The organism is Desulfobacula sp. (assembly GCF_030611305.1).
GTDB lineage: Bacteria > Desulfobacterota > Desulfobacteria > Desulfobacterales > Desulfobacteraceae > Desulfobacula.
Window position 1 is genome coordinate 1 of the sequence record NZ_JAUWQB010000026.1, and the last position, 18,862, is coordinate 18,862.

Below are 18,862 nucleotides of genomic sequence, written 5' to 3' on the forward strand. Positions count from 1 at the left end.
GGTACTTTTTGCAAAAGCATATTAAGCATAGCTCATGATCAGGATTACCGACATACTTGATAAAATTTATGAGTATAATCCCGGAGGCGATTCGGATATTATAGACCGGGCCTATATTTACTCGGCAAGGGTTCATGAAGGCCAGGTCCGGCTTTCCGGGGAACCCTATCTGTCCCATCCTCTTGAGGTGGCCGATATTTTGGCCGATATGCGGCTGGATGTTGAGAGCATTGCTTCAGCCCTCCTGCATGATGTCATTGAAGACACCCCGGCAACCAGAGAAGATATTGAGAAGATGTTCGGACCCGATGTTGCCCATATTGTTTCCGGTGTAACAAAACTTTCAGCCCTTCAAACTTCAACCAAAATAGCCCAGCAGGCAGAAAGTTTACGAAAAATGATTCTTGCCATGGCAGATGATATCCGGGTGGTTTTGATCAAGCTTGCGGACAGAATTCATAATATGAGAACCCTTAAATATCACCAGAGTCCTGAAAAGCAGGCGGCTATTGCCCAGGAAACCCTTGATATTTATGCCCCGATAGCCGCACGCCTGGGGATTTTTTGGATAAAGTATGAACTGGAGGAAAAGGCTTTTTATTATACTTTAAGGGACGAATATGAACATATTGATACCTTGGTGAACAAAGCCAAGGACGAAAAAGAAGATTACATTAAAGAGGTCAATGAGAAACTTCATGAAAAAATGAGAGAAATGGGATTGGAAGCTGAAATAAAAGGGAGATACAAGCAGCATTACAGCATTTACCAGAAAATGATTTCCCAAAACCTTGAATTTGATAAAGTTTATGACATTATAGCCTTTAGAATCATTCTTGATTCGGTTCCTCAGTGTTATGCTGCCCTGGGTGCCATCCATTCCATGTGGAAGCCGATTTACTATAAAATTAAAGATTATATCGGTAATCCCAAGCCCAATATGTATCAATCCATCCATACCACGGTTGTGGGTCCAAAAGGCGAACGGGTTGAAATTCAGATCAGGACCAATGATATGGACCAGATTGCAGAATCCGGGATCGCAGCCCACTGGAGTTATAAAGAAGGCTCAAAGGTTGATAAGAGTGCCGGAGAGCTGTTTTCCTGGATCAGAAAGCTTGTGGAAAACCAGGAAAATTATAATGATCCGGACGAATTCCTGGAAAATGTCCGTATTGATTTATACCCTGGCGAAATATATGTATTCACACCTCTGGGCGACATTAAGACCCTGCCTAAAAAAGCCACGCCTGTAGATTTTGCTTATCTGATACATACGGAAGTCGGTGCAGCGTGTACAGGAGCAAAGGTCAATGGAAAACTTATGCCGCTCACCCATGAGCTGAAAACCGGCGATGCCATTGAAATTATTACAACCAAAGGCCATAATCCAAGCCCTGACTGGCTCAATTCTGTAAAAACCGTAAAAGCCAGGACTAAAATACGCTCCTGGATCAATGCCCGGGAAAAAGAGAGAAGTTATTCTCTGGGGCGTGAGATGTGTGAAAAGACATTCAGAAAGAGAAACCAGAATTTTAATGCCCTGGTTAAATCAGGGGAAATCAAAAAGGTTGCCGATACCTATGGGTTTAAAAAGATTGATGATCTGATCGCCAATGTGGGATTTGGAAAACTTACTCCTTTGCAGATTTTGAATAAAGCCCTGCCGAATCTTGAAAAACAGGAAATTAAAGAAGGAAATATTCTTCAGAAACTGGTTGGAAAGCGAAAGAAAAAAGAGAGCACAGGCATCATTGTAAAAGGGCTTAATGATATTCTTGTTAAGTTTTCAAAATGCTGCAATCCTCTTCCGGGCGACCGTATTATCGGTTACATCACACAGGGCCAGGGGGTAACCATTCACCGGAAAGGGTGCTTAAATATTATGAAATTGAGCAATGAGCGCCAGATCGAAGTCCAGTGGAGTGATGATTTTACAGAATCCTATCCTGCCAGTATCAAGGTCAGAACGAATGACAGGTTCGGGCTTCTGGCAGATATTGCCTCTGTTATCAGTAAATATAAATCTAATATTTTAAGTGCAAAAACCGAAACCCAGGAAACAGGTGTTGGTCTGTTCTATTTTACCATACTGGTTGAAAGTTCTGATCAGCTTCGAAAAATTATGTCAGAAATCAGAAAAGTGAAAAAAGTGACCGATGTCAAACGGATCATCCGAAACGATTAAATCACAGTACAAAAATAAAGGTTCGGGCTGTCTTATATTTAAACTGCCCGAACCAGAATGTTTGTATTATTGAAATAATGTAACAGAGAAGCGGTTTAGGACGCTTTGGTTACTTTTCCTGCTTTAATACAATTTGTGCAGACATCTATTTTTCTAACGCAATCTTGTTTAATAACGGCCCGAACTCTTTGAAGGTTATACTTTACATGTGATAATGATTGTCAATCTTTCATAGGTTCTTCCTCTCTTCTTCTTTTGGAGCTTTCCCGGGGAAGAACCTTTATTACATTTTTCTCACGCCGGAACGGTAAAACCTTTTAGGGTCGCTCAGGACCACCAGGGTTTTCACATTAGACTAAAAATATGAACTGCAATAGTGACCAAATATTATTCTGGATTGATAATCATTAAGGCATCTCCCACCATTATGCCATTTCCTTCCTCTAGGATAAACAACGGATTAATGTCCAGTTCGACGAGATGACGTCCTAAAAGCGAGCCTAAATTTGATATGGTAACGATGGCATTAACTGCTGCGTCAATGTCACGTACAGCCATTCCGCGAAAGCCGGAGAAAAGTTTTCTTGTCTTGAGTTCGCATAGCATTTCTAACGCTTCTGCTTTATTGACAGGTGCTAATCTCAAACTAGTATCTTTCAATAGTTCAACAAAAATGCCTCCGGCTCCAAAAAGAATAACAGGACCAAATTTATCACTGAATCTGAGCCCAACGATGGATTCTATAGCATTTGGCACCATTTCCTCAATAAATATACCGTTGAGTAACGCTTTAGGTGCTGCATTATGTGCGTTTTCCAGAATTTCGTCGAACGCTTTTCTCAACGCGTCAGGTCCATTTATCCCTATTTTCAATGCACCGATATCGCTTTTATGCAGGATGTCCAGTGAGTTTATTTTTGCCACTACCGGATAACGAATATGCTCTGCCAATTTAATAGCTTCTCCGGCTGTATTTGCAAGTCCCCCCTTCGGAATTGCAAGGCCCAGTTCATGCAACATTTTTTTACTTGCGTATTCAGAAAGCGGATATGCGCCGCTATTATAGTTTGACGGCATTTCGGATATCAACATTGATTTTACCTTTTCGATTTTCGAAACTCCAATAGCAAGATTATTATAAGAAGAACTCATCTGTACCGGTGTAGTAAAAGCCGTCGGGCCATCATCTTTCATATGAGCTTTATATTCGCAATTATGTCTATTCATATTTACAAGCTGCGATAATGCTTTTATAGTCCGAACCCCGTCAAACAAAAGGGGAATCCCATATTTTCTAAGCCCTTCAATCGCTTCAGACGGAGCTGCCATCCAGGAAACAAGTATTGGCTTTCCACTGGTCTTGCGCGCTTCCTTGACTATTTCAATAATATCTAGTGAAAGCGAAATTGCATTCTCTTTATTGCCTCCAAGGAAAAGAACAATTGAATCTGTATCTGGATCGTCAAGAATAATTTTCATGCTTTTCTTTAAAAGGCCCGGAGATGAAATCAGTTCTGCAGTCAAATCAATGGGATTTTTGTATGACCCGAATTGAGGTATTACATCTTTCAGCTTATTCTGGGTTTCGGTTTTCAGTTCAGGCACTTCCAGGCCCAGCTCTTCACATCGATCAGCACAAATAATCCCCCCGCCACCGGAAATACTCATAATTGCAACTCGATTACCCTTAGGATTCAAACCCTTGCTTAGCACAACTCCAAGGTCAAGCAATTCTTCGATGTGGTTAGCTTCAATTATACCAGCCTTTCTGAAACATGCTGAGTATTCTTCGTCCGAGCCTGCCAGTGCACCTGTATGTGAAAGCGCTGCTCTTTTACCAGATTGAGAACGTCCAACCTTAAGGCAAATCAGCGGTTTGCCAATTTCTCTGGCTATAATACCAGCTCGAATCAATTCATCTGGGTTCCTCGATTCCTCTAAATATACGAGTACTCCCTTAACCTCTTTTTTCATGAGTAAATACCGGGCTACCGTAAAAGTATCCAGAGAGACTTCATTACCGGTTGTAACCCAATGAGAAAAACCAATTTTTGCTTCCTGAGCTACCCCGAGAATATATGCGGCAATGGCTCCGCTTTGGCTGACCAATGCGAGATCACCTTTTTGAAGATTTTTTTCTTCCAAGACACTGGAAAATGAAAGCGGAATTGAATCGATCAAGTTTATAAGGCCTAAGCAGTTAGGCCCTAAAACAGGCAATCCATTTTTTTGAGACAAATGCTTGATTTTTTCCTGAACATCTTGGCCCTCTTTTCCCAACTCGGCAAATCCAGAACTAAAAATAATCGCTGATTTTGCTTTAGCAACCACACAATCTTGAAAAACCGACTCCATGCGGGAAGCCGGTACGATTAATAAAGCGACATCAACCGTTTCCGGGATCTCTTTAATATTGGGGTAGCATCGGATACCATTGATTTCATTATACTTAGGGTTTATAGGATAAATTTGTCCTTTATAATTATTATCAAGTAAAAATTTCAGCGGCCTGCCGCTTAAGCGAGAAAGATCTCCTGAACACCCGACAATAGCAACCGAGCATGGATTAAAAAGGGGTTCAATGGATATATCTATTGATGGTTCCCGGTCTTTTATAAAATTTTGGCCATTATCACCTGTAAAATAATGATTTCTTTTATTCTTATTCAAAGCATTTACCTCTCACACACAGTCTAAAAATTTAACGGTTAGCCTTACGGTAGCCAAGCTGATCCATAGCGATAATCATCTTACAAATATTCGCAGAGCCTTCAACGATAATATAGGTTGGAATATCACGATAGTACCGGGCAATAGGAAATTCCGTGGAATATCCATAAGCGCCGAGAATCCGCATCGCATAGTTTGCACATTTCATTGCTGTTTCTCCGGCAAAATATTTAGCCTGAGCTGTTTCAAGTCCGTTTTTTGTATTGCCCTGATCTTTTTGCCATGCTGCCTTATAGACCAGTAATCTGGCAGCTTCGATCTCAGTGGACATTTGAGCAATGAGATCCTGATTCATTTGAAACTGCCCAATCTGTTTACCAAACTGCTTGCGGGAGTTGCAATATTTAATAGATTCGTCCAGACAAACTTGGGCGCACCCCACAGCGCCAGCGGCGGCAGATATTCGCGTATTGTTTAAGGAACTGAAAACAATTTTAGCACCATCACCGGGTTCCCCCAGGATATTTTCCTTAGGGACCTTTGTATTGTTTAAAAATATTTCACCTGTTGGTGAGGAGTGGGAGCCAAGTTTTTCCAATTCACTGGTGGTTATACCATTGAAATTTTTCATTTCTACTATGAATGCCGACAGCCCCTTGTTTCCCTTGGATTTGTCGGTGTAGGCGTACATTACAATAACATCGGCCACATGCGCATTTGAAATCCAGGTCTTGGAACCGTTTAGCAACCAATGGTCACCACAGTCTTCAGCTGTAGTTGTTATAGACATAACGTCAGAGCCAGTATCAGGTTCAGTGATGGCAAATCCACCCATATATTCGGCACTGCACAGTTTTGGTACATATTTCTTTTTTACCTCCTCAGTGCCATACATACAGATTGGGTGGGCGCACCCTAGCCCCAGCAGGTTGTATTGTACGCGAAGAGAACTGGAGGCCCTGGCGATTTCCTCAGTAATTATAACTGACGCCATAAAGCCCATGTCTTCACCACCGTATTCTTCGGGTATTGTGGCGCCGAAAAACCCGAGTTCACCCATAGGTTTTATCACTTCTTTTATGGGTAAATAGTTAGACGAATCCCACTCATTAGCAAAAGGGGCTATCTTTTTTTGCGCAAATTCCCGGACGGCTTTTTCAAGCATTTTTTGTTCTTTTGTTAATTCAAATTCCATTTTAAATATTCTCCTTTTTTGATAAAATATTAATATATAGTTAAATAAGTATATTTTACGTCATGGGTCTGGTACATATTCTTTGCCTGAAATAGGTATAACTAAGATTGGTATTTCAGACTTGCGTAGTACGTATCGAATCGTGTCACTAATAAATAATTTCTCAAGGCCTGTTTGGGCGTGAGATCCCATAACGATCAGATCACAGCCATGAGTATCCGCTTCCTTTAATATAACTTCTGTAATATTTTTGCCTTCTGCGATTATTTCTATTACCTGTAGTTTATTAAGCTTGGATTCTGGCTCTAATGATTCTTCTTTACAGGAAATACCTAATTGCGGTTGATCAACAACCTGTTGTTTCTTGCCGATAAGTACATCCCTTGCTTTTTGATTATGTTTGGATCTTATGGTTTTTAACTTTTTTTCATTTAGTGCGCTGATTAATAACCTTTCGGAAGCAGAACTCAACTTACGCATTACATGTAGAAGATAAATTCGGGCTTCGTATTTTTCGGCCAGGCTCAATGAAAAATCAAAAGCAATTTGTGAATTTTTGGAAAGGTCGGTTGCAAAAAGAATTTTTTTGATTTCAGGAGTCATGTTTTCAATTTCCTTAATGATAATTTACGACTTAGATCAAAGCCGAATTACGTCATCCTGCTGATGATTGCAGCAATGCCATGACCGCCGCCGCCGCATATTGTTTCTAATCCATAAACTCCGTTACGCCTGTATAGTTCATGTATCAGACTCACCATTCTCATTGTGCCGGTGGCGGCAATAGGATGCCCCAGGGAAATCCCAGACCCGTTCACATTTACTTTATCTTCCAAAACCTTTCCATTGATACCCATCAACTTGGCATCCGCAAGAACCTGGACTGCAAAAGCTTCTTGGATCTCTATGAGATCCATTTGATCAATGGTAAGGTTAGCTATTTTTAAAGCCTTTGTAACCGAAGACGGAACTGCTGGGTAGGTAAGCGTTGGATCTGCTGCTGCTACTGAAAATGACTCCAGACGGGCAACTGGTTTAATCCCAAGCTGTCTGGCCTTAGTTTTAGAAATTAAAACAACCGCAGCAGCTCCATCATTTTCTGTTGCCGAATTTCCCGCCGTGCACACTCCGCCATCATATACCGTTTTTAGTTTTCTGAGTTTTTCTATCGATGTTTCTGCCCGTGGCGGTTCGTCCGTATCAAGAATTATGGTTTCTTTTCTCGAAGGAATCGATACTGGAACGATCTCCTCTTTGAACTTTCCCGATTTAATGGCCGCACAGGCTTTTTGATGGCTTCGCAGCGACCAATTATCGGCCGCTTCCCGGGTAATACCTTCCTCTCTTGCAGCAGCCTCTGCCCAAGACATCATCGAGTTCAACTCACCGAATCTTTCAATAGGCTGTGACATGACGCGGGCTCGTTGTATGCGGTCATAAATAGGCATGCCCCAAGTGGACACCGCACCATGACCTCTGGGCATAAATCCCAATTTTTGATCAAATCTTCCACCAGTACCCCATTTTATAAATTCGCCCGGGATATAGAACTCAGTCTGGCTCATGCTTTCAATACCTCCAGCCACAATCACGTCAGCATAGCCGCATTGAATTTTCATTGCTCCGAAACAAATTGAATCCAGGCCGGAACAGCACCTTCTATCTATTGTGATACCGGGGATATCCATAGGCCACCCGGCGGCAAGCAGCGCCACGCGTGCTATATTTACGGATTCGCCATTTTGGTAAGATTGCCCCATAATCACCTCGTCGACATCCTCTGGGCTAACGCCGGCCTTCTTTACTACTTCATCAATAACCAGCGCTCCAAGTTTATATGCCGGGATGTCTTTAAATCCACCTAGATAGCTGCCGATCGGTGTACGTACAGAACCGCAAATCATTACTTTTTCCATAACACCTCCAATTTTAATTAGTCTTTTATTCTTCTAAAATGTTCTTAATTTTTTCCCTCAAGGATTTGGTTGAATTTTTCTAAGTTAGCAAATACATTTACAGTTTTATTTTGTTCAGCCTCTTTTACTAGTTCAACCACTTTATCATTAAAAGGAGTGTCGATACCGAGCATATCGCCCTTAGAGGCAATCATTCCATTAATGGCTTCAATTTCAGTTTTTCTCTTCAAATGCAGGTCATAAAGCATACTGGCAATAACCTTCCGGTACCCCTTGTAACAATTAATTATTAATGGCTTTACGCGCTCAAGGTCAGATTCACTGTCAGCAAGTTCAAAATCCTCAAAATTTGTGCCATCAACAGTTAGCAGTTTATACCCTGGGCATGCGCAATTTTTAGCACCTCATTTTTTATAAATGCCGCACACACTATTGCTTTCTCATTATTTAAAACATCGCCGTAGGTACAACCCAGGGCTGCTGACATGCCACTCATTGCGGAGTTAAAGGACAATTTAGTCCATCTGACCCTCATCAAATTCTCAGAAATCAGACATTCTCCGGCTAAATCCAAAATCTTTTTAACTCTATAGAGTCTGGGAGTTATACCGCCATCAATTTCGCCAATTTCATAGATTAATTGATCCTTTTCGGTGGTCATCTCGGTAACCCCGGGTTCCACTAAACTGGCCCCCCAATATACAAAGCCGCCGATGACTCTTTCTTTTCCAACAAACCGAGAGACAAGCTCTTCTGGCAACCCATTCTGGAGGGTACAAACAATGCTTTTATCGTTTAAATGTGGGAGTATAGCGGGCAGATAAACTTCGTTGTTGGTACTCTTTGCCAAATAAAAGACGATGTCAAAAGTTCCTTCAATTTCATTTAAAAGGCATGCTTTTACATCGGCATTTAGCTGCATTTTTCCTGTAATCGTGGCACCCTTCGCATTTAAGGCTTTAACATGGGATTCATAGCCGTCAATCAGTACAATTTCCTGCCCTGACTTACTAATCATCCCTCCAAGTGCCGTACCTAAAGACCCCACACCCAGCAGTGCTATGCGCATTTGTGTAACCCCTCTGATTTTATTGGTTCGATCCGATTACTACCAGCAAATCTAATCCTGGATTAATTATCGTTCAATTAATTCAATAGAAACATTATTAGCCGCACAGGCATCTAAAAATGCAATTTTTGAAGCTCCGCTGCCACTTTTTGGATGGAGGTCAAGTAAAGGCACACTATTGCACCGGAGACTATCAATAGACTCTTCGATGTTTTCAACCCTAACGGCCAGATGATGCAGACCTTCACCCCTTGTCTCTATAAACTGTTTAAACGCACCATCACCCGTGGGTTGAATCAGCTCCACTAATGTTTCCCCACAACTTAAAAAAGCAATAGTAATATTGTGTTCCGAATTTTTTTCGATTCCAGTTAACGGAAGACCAAGGATACCCTGATAAAACAGTAACGATAATTCTATGTTTTTTACAATAATGCCAATATGATCTATCAGTAAAGGTTTCAATGGCCCACTCCTTTCTCGAGGTTCTCTAAGTACTTAAATCAGAGTTATTAGTTTTTATAAACAGGGGATCGCTTTTCCAAATACGCTGTCAGTCCTTCTGAATGATCCTCATTTCCAAATATTATTGTCTGCGAAAGCCTTTCCATCAGCAACCCCGCTTCAATACTTCCGTCAATCCCCGCGTCAATCACAGCTTTAGCTAATTTTACTGATAGCGCAGACTTCTTAAGGATTGCTTCTGCTGTCGCTTTAGCAGCATCCAGGGCACATCCTACTGCCACAACCTTGTTGACAAGTCCAATCCGTAGAGCCTCAACTGAATCGATAATCTCACCGGTTAATATCAATTCTTTCGCTTTTGCTGTTCCAACCAGCCGTGACAGGCGCTGAGTGCCACCCGCGCCAGGCAGAATTCCTAAATTCAATTCCGGTTGACCAAATTTGGCATTTTCAGAAGCAATCCGGATATCGCAAGCCATTGCTAACTCACAGCCACCGCCAAGCGCATATCCGTTAATCGCTGCAATACTTATCTTGTCAAGCAGGGCCAGCCGCTTTAGTATTTTAATATTCTTTCCAAGGAAAGTCTCTTTAACCGACCGATCATTTAATGCATTAATATCAGCACCGGATACAAATGCGCTCTCTCCGGTGCCAGTGAAAATTAGTACTCTTATTTCCTGATCGTTTTCAACCAAAGTCAAAACCCTATCAATTTCTGCCCAGGTTTCTTTATCGAGAGCATTTCGGACTTTTGGACGATTCACAGTCGTAATACCGATCCCACCGACCTTTTCAAAAATTAAATTTTTAAACTCAGCTTTCATTTTACTTGTTTCTCCTTGTAATCATAGATCCCCTTTCCCACTTTCCGACCCAGTCTTCCCGCCTTTACGTATTTAACCATTAACGGCGCCGGTCGATATTTATCACCAAGGGTTTTATGAAGGTATTGAAGTATATTCAAGCGAGTGTCCAATCCAACGAGATCTACCATTTCAAATGGCCCCATTGGATGGTTTAAACCAAGTTTTACAGCCATATCGATATCTTCTGGCGAGCCTAAGCCCTCTTGGAGCATATTAAAAGCCTCATTGCCGATCAACGCATTAATTCGTGTTGTTACAAACCCGGGGAACTCGTTAATTTTTACTGTTATTTTCCCCATCTTGCGGCACATTTCCTCGCAATTTTTAAAAGTTTTTTCTGATGTTTCCAAACCACACACGATTTCAACAAGTTTCATCATGTGAACCGGGTTGAAGAAATGCAAGCCGATTGTTCTTTCCGGTTTGCCAACAACCGACGCGATTTCGGTTATGCTCATAGATGAAGTATTACTTGCGAATATTGTATGCGCCAGGCATAATTTATCGAGTTCTGAAAAGACCTTTTGCTTCAATTCAAGATCTTCGGGAATCGCTTCTATGACAAGATCAACTTCGGCCGTTGCCTTTGCCAAATCCGTGGAATATTTTATTCGCTGTAGTGCAGCCGTTCTCTCCGCAGCTTCCAGTTTTCCTAATGTAACACCCTTTTGGAGATTGGAAGCAATGGTATCAATAGATTTTTCAAGCAAGGCACTTTCTATATCATACATTGTCACATCAAAGCCACCGGCTGCACAAACATGAGTGATACCCCTACCCATGACGCCCGCTCCTAAAACTGCAACCTTTTTTCCCATCATAATTTTGTCTCCTTATTATTTGTATCTTACGAGTTGTTTAGCAAGCGACGACAGAAACATCGGAATTTCATGAATTTCCGCCACAGAGAGTGTCATGTCAATATCTTTATAGAGCAAATCAAGTGTTCCTCCTTTCTGATAATCTTCCTTCCATGATCGAACAATCTGCCAATTGTTGACAACCCATGAATCACCTGTACTTACTTTGAGCAGATCAAACAACGTATCCGATTTGAGGCCGACCTTGTTTGCCAGATTTTTAGCTTCGTGCACTGCACACATGTTCACCAGCAGAAGCATATTATTGATCAGCTTTGCATATTGGCCCATACCTGAATCGCCAAGATAAAAAGTATGGCTTCCGAGCACATCAAATATCTTTTTGTATTTCTGAAATCCACTTTCAGACCCACCGACCATAATAGTTAAGTCTCCTGTCCCAGCCCTTTCCTTGCCACCGCTAATTGGAGCATCCAAAAATATTAGGCCTTTCTTCTCAGACTGCTCGGCCAGATCGCAAGCGATCAAAGGATCAATTGTTGATACAACGATAATGGTTTCAAGTTGACCGGTGTTGGCAAGAACTCCTTTCTCGCCTTTAATAATCTGTTCAACCTGTGAAGTGGTTCTGACTGCAATGATTACCATTTCGGAACAGGCTGCGACATCCATAGGTGACTTTGCGACTTGGGCACCGATTTTTTCAATTTGTCTTAATGATTTTTTGTCAATATCATAAACATTGAGTTTGTATCCGGCATTTATTAAGTTTTTTGCCATTGGATAACCCATCTCTCCCAGTCCAATAAATCCTATCGCTTTTTCCATTTTGTTTCCTCATTGCTTGGCGCACTTTCTTATTGAATATAAATCAGTTTTTCGAGCAAGGCGTTCAGATTATCATGGTTTTCAAGTCCAATAATCATCTGCCATGTTTCTGCCATATCATCAGGAGGTAGAACATCAGATGTATATTTTTCATACAATAAATGAACTTCATCAATGGTCAAGGGGGAATCAGGGCCTCCTTTAGCCTGAACTCTTTCCTTAGTAATCTTTCTGCCGTCGGTAAGTAATACTTCGATTTTTGCTATGCCACTCATGAACTCTGCTGGCCATTCAGAATGATTAATTACTATCACCTTTTTCCAGGCCTTCTGGAATTCGTAAGATTGCAATACTTCCTGTGAAAAGTGACAACTGTTCACATCACCATCTATCATTAAAGCTGCCATTATATGATGAAAACTAAAACGTGCATCTTCTGTATGGATAGGCTCAGGACGATTGCATGTGTTGTCAACCGGCCCCACATGAATCTTTATGATATCAATGGCATCCACTGTTAATTCCTGCTCTACCAGTATTTCCAGCATCATATCAATATGTCGGTGGGTTAAAAAGCAGCAAGGGTATTTCTTTATCCACGTCTCATGAACGCGCCATCTTGCTCCTGCCAAATCTTTTACAATTGACTTAGCATCGTAGTTATGGCCGGTACACATTTGAGATAACCACTTCTCAACATCCCAGCTCCCGGTCATGCCCATCTTTGCTAACTGGGCTGCCATCAATCCATTGCGGCAGGCAACAGCAGATTCAATATAGTGAGCATCCGTACCGAAATTAATGATGAATCCACTGGCACAGCCCATTGCTATGCCCATAGCATTCTTAAGCTGTTCCCGATCAAGCCCAAGGGCTTTGCCAGCAGTCACGGACGCACCAATAACGCCATAAAATGGAAGATCCGTGTAACCTTTAGATGATAAAGTAAACATTCCAATCCGGTTCATGACCTCAATACCAAGAGCCGCGGCCGTGATAACTTCTTTACCGGTTAAGTTTAATTTTTCTGCCAGAGGAAAAATCACAGGAAAAATAGTAATATCGCTGGTGGCCGAAGGGAATTGATCATCTTCCAGCTCAGCAGCGTGAGAAGTAATTCCGTTAATAAAGATCGCGTCTTCTATTAGAAATTTCTTTCCAGAGCCTATAGCACCAATTTCTCCAGGGGCATTTTTTGATTCGGTATACTTGATAATTCTTTTTCCGGCAACGGTTGTAGAGCCCGTTAACATGGCCGCGACTATTTTTGAGGTCAGTGCTTTTGTATAAAGAACAGTTTCATCTGGTATATCCTGAAAATCAGTTTCAAAAACAAATGCTGCAAGTTGATCCATTATAGACATTATCTCTCTCCTTTATGTATGTTGAAATTCCCGATCGTTTTATTGGATTATTATTCATGTATATTTGATATCTCTAATCGATAAGTACCGAGGGCAACCACGTGATGAGTCCTGGAAAAATTATACAAATAAGTAATCCCAGTTCCATTAATCTCCAAAATGGAAAAGCCCCCCAATAAATGTCCTTGGTTTTAACCTCAGGGGGCGCCACTCCTTTTAGATAAAACAGAGCATAGCCAAATGGTGGTGTCAAAAAAGAGTCTTGAAGCATTACCGCCATAATGATAACAAACCAAAGTTTATCAAACCCGAGCTGGTCAGCAATCGGCAGAAAAATTGGAAAAACGATCATAACTATGCCGATCCAATCTATAAACATACCAAGTACAAACAGGATTAACATCATGATTGCGAACGTTCCCCATTTCCCGAATCCAACTCCCAAAATTAGATCACGAACAACATCGCCTCCACCCAGCCCTAAAAAAACGCCAGTAAAACAGGTCGCCCCAACCAGAATCATCATTACCATAGATGTGGTTTTTGCCGTCTGTGTGATTGCTTCAAAAAATTCTTTGGCATCAAATCTTTTATAGGCCAACACCAAAACAAACGCTAAAAAAGCTCCAACAGCAGATGCTTCTGTGGGGGTTGCTATTCCGAAAAAAATAGTTCCAAGCACACCTATAACGAGGACCATTGGAGGGACCATTGATTTAAGAACCATTTTCGCAATTGTTTTATTGGAAACCTCGGAACGTACCTCTTTCGATAATGCTGGCCCCATAGTCGGGTTTAAGTTGCATTTGATTAGGATATAACCAATGTAGAGAAATGATAACATCAGGCCTGGTCCAATTGATCCGGCAAAGAGTTTGCCAACAGATAGATTTGCCTGATTGCCCATAATAATGAGCATAATACTCGGGGGAATTAAAATTCCCAGCGCTCCACCGGCACAGATGCAGCCGCAACTCAGCCTTTTATCATATTCATATTTTAGCATTACTGGCAATGCTAAAAGGCCCATTGTAACAACAGAGGCACCGATTATACCGGTACAAGCGCCAAACAGTGTAGAAACCACGATGACAGCTATGGCGATACCACCTTTAATTGGCCCGAACAAATATCTCATGGCATCAAAAAGGGTTTCAGCGATTCCAGAACTGTCCAACACCCTGGCCATAAAAATAAAAAGTGGGATCGCCAATAAAATGTAATCGTTCATTAGATTATAGATGCGCCCTGCAAACATATAAAAACAATCCGGCCCCCACCCGATAAACCCAAAAATTACGGCCAATCCACCTAATACAAATGCCAAGCTGTGTCCCATAAGTAACCCAACTAAAAGGCTAATAGACATGAGGATTGTTATCCATTCCGGGCTTACTTCAAACATTTTTTTTCTCTTTTTTATATTTTTGTATTTCTTTATAAAAAATTACCACCCCCTGCAACAACAGTAAAAAAGCAGATATGGGAATTACTGTTTTAATAGGATACAAAGGAGGAGCAAAAACGCTCCAGCTTGTTTCTTTTATTGCCCATGATTTGGTGGCATAAACCGTTCCCTGGTACAATAACACAAGACAAAAAGGGAAAAAAAACAGAACATACGAAAGTATTTGAAGAAAAGCCTGTTTCTTTTGGGTTAACGTCTCAGAAACAACATCCACTCCGACATGAGCGCCATGCAGTAGACTATAGCCAGCAAGTGTCATAAAATAGAAACCGAATAGTTGCGTTGTTACCTCAAAACTCCAAATTGTCGGTTTGCGAAACACATATCGCATGATTACCTCGATAACCACCAGCAAAGTGAGTACTACTATGGAGCAACTGACAATCCTTCCAATCCATTCATTAAGATTGTCTATGATATGGATGATTTTTTTCACTATATAATCTCCAAACCTAAAGAGGTCTTTAATAATTTTAATGTTGCGTTTTATGATTGCAAATCAATCTTGTTGCCTGGAAAGTCGCGCAATTTGACTTTCCAGGCATCTGAATATAATATCCTGTGTATAATATTATTCTGAATACTTCTTTATTGCTTCAAGATCAGGAAGCACAGGGTTACGTCCAGCTGTAAAAGGACTCGCTATTGAACGCCACTTAGCTTCTATTTTCATAAAATTGAGTTGGGAATAGGCTATTTTAGCAAACATAGGATTTTCCTTACTGGATTCAAGAAGATGCTTCCAGGATAACTCCTGAATTTTATCTAAATCTTCATCACTGAGCCGAGTAACCTGGATTCCCTTGTCAAGAAATTTTTGAGTCGCAATAGCTGAAGAATATTCATAATAGGTATATGTCCAACCGAAAGTAGCCGCTGCAATTGTCTTCAGCAGTTCTTGTGTTTTGGCAGGCAGACTATCCCAAGCTTTTTTGTTTATCATGACACCTCCGACTGAAGCTGGTTGATGCCAACCGGGGGTTGCCCAATATTTGGTTACTTCCTGAAAGCCCAACCCCCAATCATTTGCCGGGTCTGAAAATTCACCTGCATCTATAACACCCTTTTCAAGTGCTTGATAAATTTCTCCACCTGAGAGCATTACTTGTGAAGCGCCAAGATCTTTTAATATTTTTCCTTGGGTTTGACCGGACATCCTGATTTTTAAACCTTTATAATCAGCAAGCGTTCTTATCGGTTTGTTTCCTCTAACCCCTGATTCCGCAGTAGAAACCCAATAGGGCAGATAAACAATTCCGAATTGACTATAGAGCTCCTGGTATAATTCGAACCCGCCTCCCTGGTAGATCCAAACCATGTAATCGGAAGGTGTTAGACCCATTGGGAACGCTCCGAGCAGATCGAAGGCCGAGTTTTTACCAGCCCAATAGTTTGGCCAATCACCTCCGGCCTGGACTGTGCCTTGTGAGACAGCATCAAGGAGCTCAAAGGCAGGTACTAAAGCACCCCCTTCAAAAAATTTAATCTGTAGATTATCATCAGCCAGGGTATTAACGAGGTTAACAAAATGCTTGTCGGCCTCAATAAATTGAATTGACGGAGGCCAGCAAGTTGTCATTTTCCAGTTGATAACTTTTCCAGTTGCATTAGTTGTAAACATTGCTATAAGAACAAACAGAATTGCAAATACCTGCAGAAAGTGGCTGTTAAACATTTGCTTTTTCATTTTTTCTCCCTTTACACATTAATTGTTATAGGTTTAATTTTGCCATAGTAGACAGATTATTTTGTTTGCTGGTCGGTTCACCTCCTCATTGGCTTATGGGGTTTTTAGTTAGCATTGTATGTAGTATTGTATGCAATTGACGCTCCATTTTTTTTTACCTCTCCACAATTTTGAGATAAAATATCACCTAAATATAAGTGCATCACAAATCGGCTGGCGACCTAAAGCGGGACAGTTTGAACCAGTTTATGAGAGTCATCCAGCAGGTAGGCCTCAGGAATAGGGCATTCCAGAAGAGCCTTATTCTACTGGGTGTCCCGGCTTATGTCCATAGCCCATAAATCTACAATCTAAGTACCCATCTTGAGGGTTTCTCTATCTCCTTGGTCAAGCCGCACGCAGCTTCTTTTAGATGCAACAGCATTAGTTTTTTTGCCTTTTCCCCATTCTTCAGTTTTAGTGCTTCTATAATTTTTTTGTGTGAATCTACATAGTTGTCTATTTGAATCGGAAGTGACAGCCCCTCAGATACCCGTCTGTATATCTTCCTTCGTAGGTCACTATCGATTTCCATAAGGGTTTTATTACCCTGTTTTTTTAGAAAATAGTTATGGAATTCCGAGTTTTTTTGCATATATTCCGCATATTTCTTCCCATTGGCCAATCTTTCCATTTCATTATTAAGTCCATCCAAGAAAGATAAGTCCTTTTTGGAAATGATATCAACACTAACCTGCTCAACGGCATTTGCTTCCAGTATGCCTAAAATTTCATAAATTTCTTGTACCCTTTGAGCCGAAATTTTTCTGACGATAGTCCCCGTATCTTTAGTGTGTGATGTATAACCCTCTTTTTCTAGTTGTAGCAAAGCTTCGCGAACAGGGGTACGGCTGACATTAAATTTTTTAGCCAATGTAATTTCTAATAATTTTTCCCCAGCATTTATCCTGCCATGAATAATATCATCAACGATTTGATTAAATACTATTTCCCTTAGTGCTTTTTTCGAAGTGTCCATATTCACAACCGTTAGTTTATATAATATACAATATTGTATACAATCAGCATAAACACATAACTCTTGGCTTGTCAACTAAAATTTATTTTTTGTGTTTATTTTTTGTTGAGAGCAAATAACTTGTCTGGATTTGTAGGGACAAAACTATGGCGCTCACATAAATTGAGACAGCTTCGCTCACATAAATTGAGACAGCTTCGCTCTGATAAATTGAGGCGTTCGTTCACAGCACAATCCATTAAGAAACCATTTTTTCCCCAAGTAGTATTTTTAAAAAATTTGGCAGGGTAGCCGAACAATGGAGGAGTTTAAAGAAAAGATGCTTGAAGTACGTCATTCCAATCATGTTTTGATGGACGAAGTCTTTTGATTGAAGGGTATCGGTTGATCATTTTATTTGTCATAGTATCGCCGGTTTTATCAGCATCAAAACCACAGTAAATTTTGCAACCGTTTATGATAAAATTTTGCAACCATGCTGGATTATCTGTTATGAGGTATTGCGTAACCAGCAACAGTTTTTTGTCATCTTTTTGAGGGAGTTTTAATCTTTGTTTTATAGGAGTCTCTTGCAGAAAAAAAATAATTTATATTTTTAGAATTAACAAGGGTTAATAATTGATGAAAAGCTGCAAGAGAAGCAGCTTTATGAGAAAATTATCACAGATTTGGTTTGAAGAACAAGAGGTTTTTTTCCCTTTTATTGAAAAACAGGTTGAAGAACGAACCGCTTACAAGGAAATTAAAACACCTGGTAACCACTTTAGCAGATATTGCCTCGGTGATCAGCAAAAATAAATCAAATATCTTAAACGCAAAGACTGAAACCCAGGAAACAGGATTGGCGCTGTTGTATTTTACCGTCCTGGTTGAAAGTTCTGATCAGCTTCGAAAAATTATGTCTGATATCAGAATAGTTAAAAAAGTAATTGATGTCAAACGGATCATCCGCGCCGAATAAATCACAGTACAAAAATAAAGGTTCGGGCTGTCTTATATTTAAACTGCCCGAACCAGAATATTTGTATCATTGAAATAATGTAACAGAGAAGCGGTTTAGGACGCTTTAATTACTTTTCCTGCTTTAATACAACTCGTGCATACATCTATTTTTCTAACACAACCTTGTTTAATAACTGCACGAACTCTTTGAAGGTTAGGATTAAATTTTCTCTTATTCAGGTTGTGGGCATGACTGACATTATTGCCAACCATTGGCTTTTTTCCGCAAATTGCACATTCTTTCGACATTTTTATACTCCTAAAGCAAAAATCTTTTTAAACAAAAATTACCTGGGATTGAT

General features: G+C 40.6%; 18 protein-coding genes. 2 read left to right on the forward strand and 16 right to left on the reverse strand.

Features of this window, described 5'->3' with window-relative positions:
* Positions 1-34 precede the first annotated feature (34 nt).
* Entirely contained in the window at positions 35-2,188 is a 2,154-nt protein-coding gene (locus QAI40_RS07005; protein ID WP_299978009.1) for a RelA/SpoT family protein, read from the forward strand.
* 387 nt (positions 2,189-2,575) lie between these two features.
* Here QAI40_RS07005 and QAI40_RS07015 read toward each other — a convergent pair whose 3' ends face one another.
* The 15 genes from QAI40_RS07015 to QAI40_RS07085 all read right to left on the reverse strand — a co-directional run bounded on the left by QAI40_RS07015 (position 2,576) and on the right by QAI40_RS07085 (position 17,558).
* Complete coding sequence (locus QAI40_RS07015; RefSeq protein WP_299978006.1) at positions 2,576-4,858, reverse strand: acetate--CoA ligase family protein; 2,283 nt, start codon at positions 4,856-4,858, stop codon at positions 2,576-2,578.
* A 31-nt stretch (positions 4,859-4,889) separates the two neighbouring features.
* Entirely contained in the window at positions 4,890-6,053 is a 1,164-nt protein-coding gene (acd, locus tag QAI40_RS07020; protein ID WP_299978003.1) for a glutaryl-CoA dehydrogenase Acd, read from the reverse strand.
* 60 nt (positions 6,054-6,113) lie between these two features.
* Entirely contained in the window at positions 6,114-6,656 is a 543-nt protein-coding gene (locus QAI40_RS07025; protein ID WP_299978000.1) for a universal stress protein, read from the reverse strand.
* A gap of 47 nt (positions 6,657-6,703) precedes the next feature.
* Complete coding sequence (locus QAI40_RS07030) at positions 6,704-7,969, reverse strand: thiolase family protein (protein WP_304511526.1); 1,266 nt, start codon at positions 7,967-7,969, stop codon at positions 6,704-6,706.
* A gap of 44 nt (positions 7,970-8,013) precedes the next feature.
* A complete protein-coding gene (locus tag QAI40_RS07035) occupies positions 8,014-8,340 on the reverse strand; it encodes a ketopantoate reductase family protein (RefSeq protein WP_299978017.1) in 327 nt (108 codons plus the stop codon).
* Positions 8,334-9,038 carry a ketopantoate reductase family protein gene (locus QAI40_RS07040; RefSeq protein ID WP_299977997.1) on the reverse strand — a complete coding sequence of 235 codons (705 nt, stop codon included), beginning with the start codon at positions 9,036-9,038 and terminating at the stop codon, positions 8,334-8,336. The genes QAI40_RS07035 and QAI40_RS07040 overlap by 7 nt, the downstream gene beginning before the upstream one ends.
* 66 nt (positions 9,039-9,104) lie before the next feature.
* Positions 9,105-9,503 carry a VOC family protein gene (locus tag QAI40_RS07045; RefSeq protein WP_299977994.1) on the reverse strand — a complete coding sequence of 133 codons (399 nt, stop codon included), beginning with the start codon at positions 9,501-9,503 and terminating at the stop codon, positions 9,105-9,107.
* Positions 9,504-9,550: 47 nt separating this feature from the next.
* Positions 9,551-10,330, reverse strand: coding sequence for an enoyl-CoA hydratase-related protein (locus tag QAI40_RS07050; RefSeq protein ID WP_299977991.1), 780 nt, complete (start codon positions 10,328-10,330; stop codon positions 9,551-9,553).
* Positions 10,327-11,193, reverse strand: a complete 867-nt coding sequence (locus QAI40_RS07055) for a 3-hydroxyacyl-CoA dehydrogenase (RefSeq protein WP_299977989.1) — start codon at positions 11,191-11,193, stop codon at positions 10,327-10,329. Before QAI40_RS07055 ends, QAI40_RS07050 begins: the two co-directional genes overlap by 4 nt.
* A gap of 15 nt (positions 11,194-11,208) precedes the next feature.
* Positions 11,209-12,021, reverse strand: a complete 813-nt coding sequence (locus QAI40_RS07060) for an NAD(P)-dependent oxidoreductase (RefSeq protein ID WP_299977986.1) — start codon at positions 12,019-12,021, stop codon at positions 11,209-11,211.
* Between the two features lie 29 nt (positions 12,022-12,050).
* Entirely contained in the window at positions 12,051-13,385 is a 1,335-nt protein-coding gene (locus tag QAI40_RS07065; RefSeq protein ID WP_299977984.1) for an MmgE/PrpD family protein, read from the reverse strand.
* A 73-nt stretch (positions 13,386-13,458) separates the two neighbouring features.
* Complete coding sequence (locus QAI40_RS07070) at positions 13,459-14,790, reverse strand: TRAP transporter large permease (RefSeq protein ID WP_299977981.1); 1,332 nt, start codon at positions 14,788-14,790, stop codon at positions 13,459-13,461.
* Positions 14,783-15,289, reverse strand: a complete 507-nt coding sequence (locus QAI40_RS07075; RefSeq protein ID WP_299977978.1) for a TRAP transporter small permease subunit — start codon at positions 15,287-15,289, stop codon at positions 14,783-14,785. The genes QAI40_RS07070 and QAI40_RS07075 overlap by 8 nt, the downstream gene beginning before the upstream one ends.
* A gap of 135 nt (positions 15,290-15,424) precedes the next feature.
* Positions 15,425-16,540, reverse strand: a complete 1,116-nt coding sequence (gene dctP / locus QAI40_RS07080) for a TRAP transporter substrate-binding protein DctP (RefSeq protein WP_299977975.1) — start codon at positions 16,538-16,540, stop codon at positions 15,425-15,427.
* Between the two features lie 343 nt (positions 16,541-16,883).
* Positions 16,884-17,558, reverse strand: coding sequence for a GntR family transcriptional regulator (locus QAI40_RS07085; protein WP_299977972.1), 675 nt, complete (start codon positions 17,556-17,558; stop codon positions 16,884-16,886).
* Between the two features lie 703 nt (positions 17,559-18,261).
* On the opposite strand from QAI40_RS07085, the gene QAI40_RS07090 reads away from it, so the two are divergent.
* Complete coding sequence (locus tag QAI40_RS07090; RefSeq protein ID WP_304511527.1) at positions 18,262-18,519, forward strand: ACT domain-containing protein; 258 nt, start codon at positions 18,262-18,264, stop codon at positions 18,517-18,519.
* Positions 18,520-18,614: 95 nt separating this feature from the next.
* On the opposite strand, the gene rpmB is transcribed toward QAI40_RS07090, so the two are convergent.
* On the reverse strand, positions 18,615-18,809 hold the full coding sequence (gene rpmB / locus QAI40_RS07095; protein ID WP_299977966.1) for a 50S ribosomal protein L28: 195 nt from the start codon (positions 18,807-18,809) through the stop codon (positions 18,615-18,617).
* Positions 18,810-18,862: the final 53 nt, after the last annotated feature.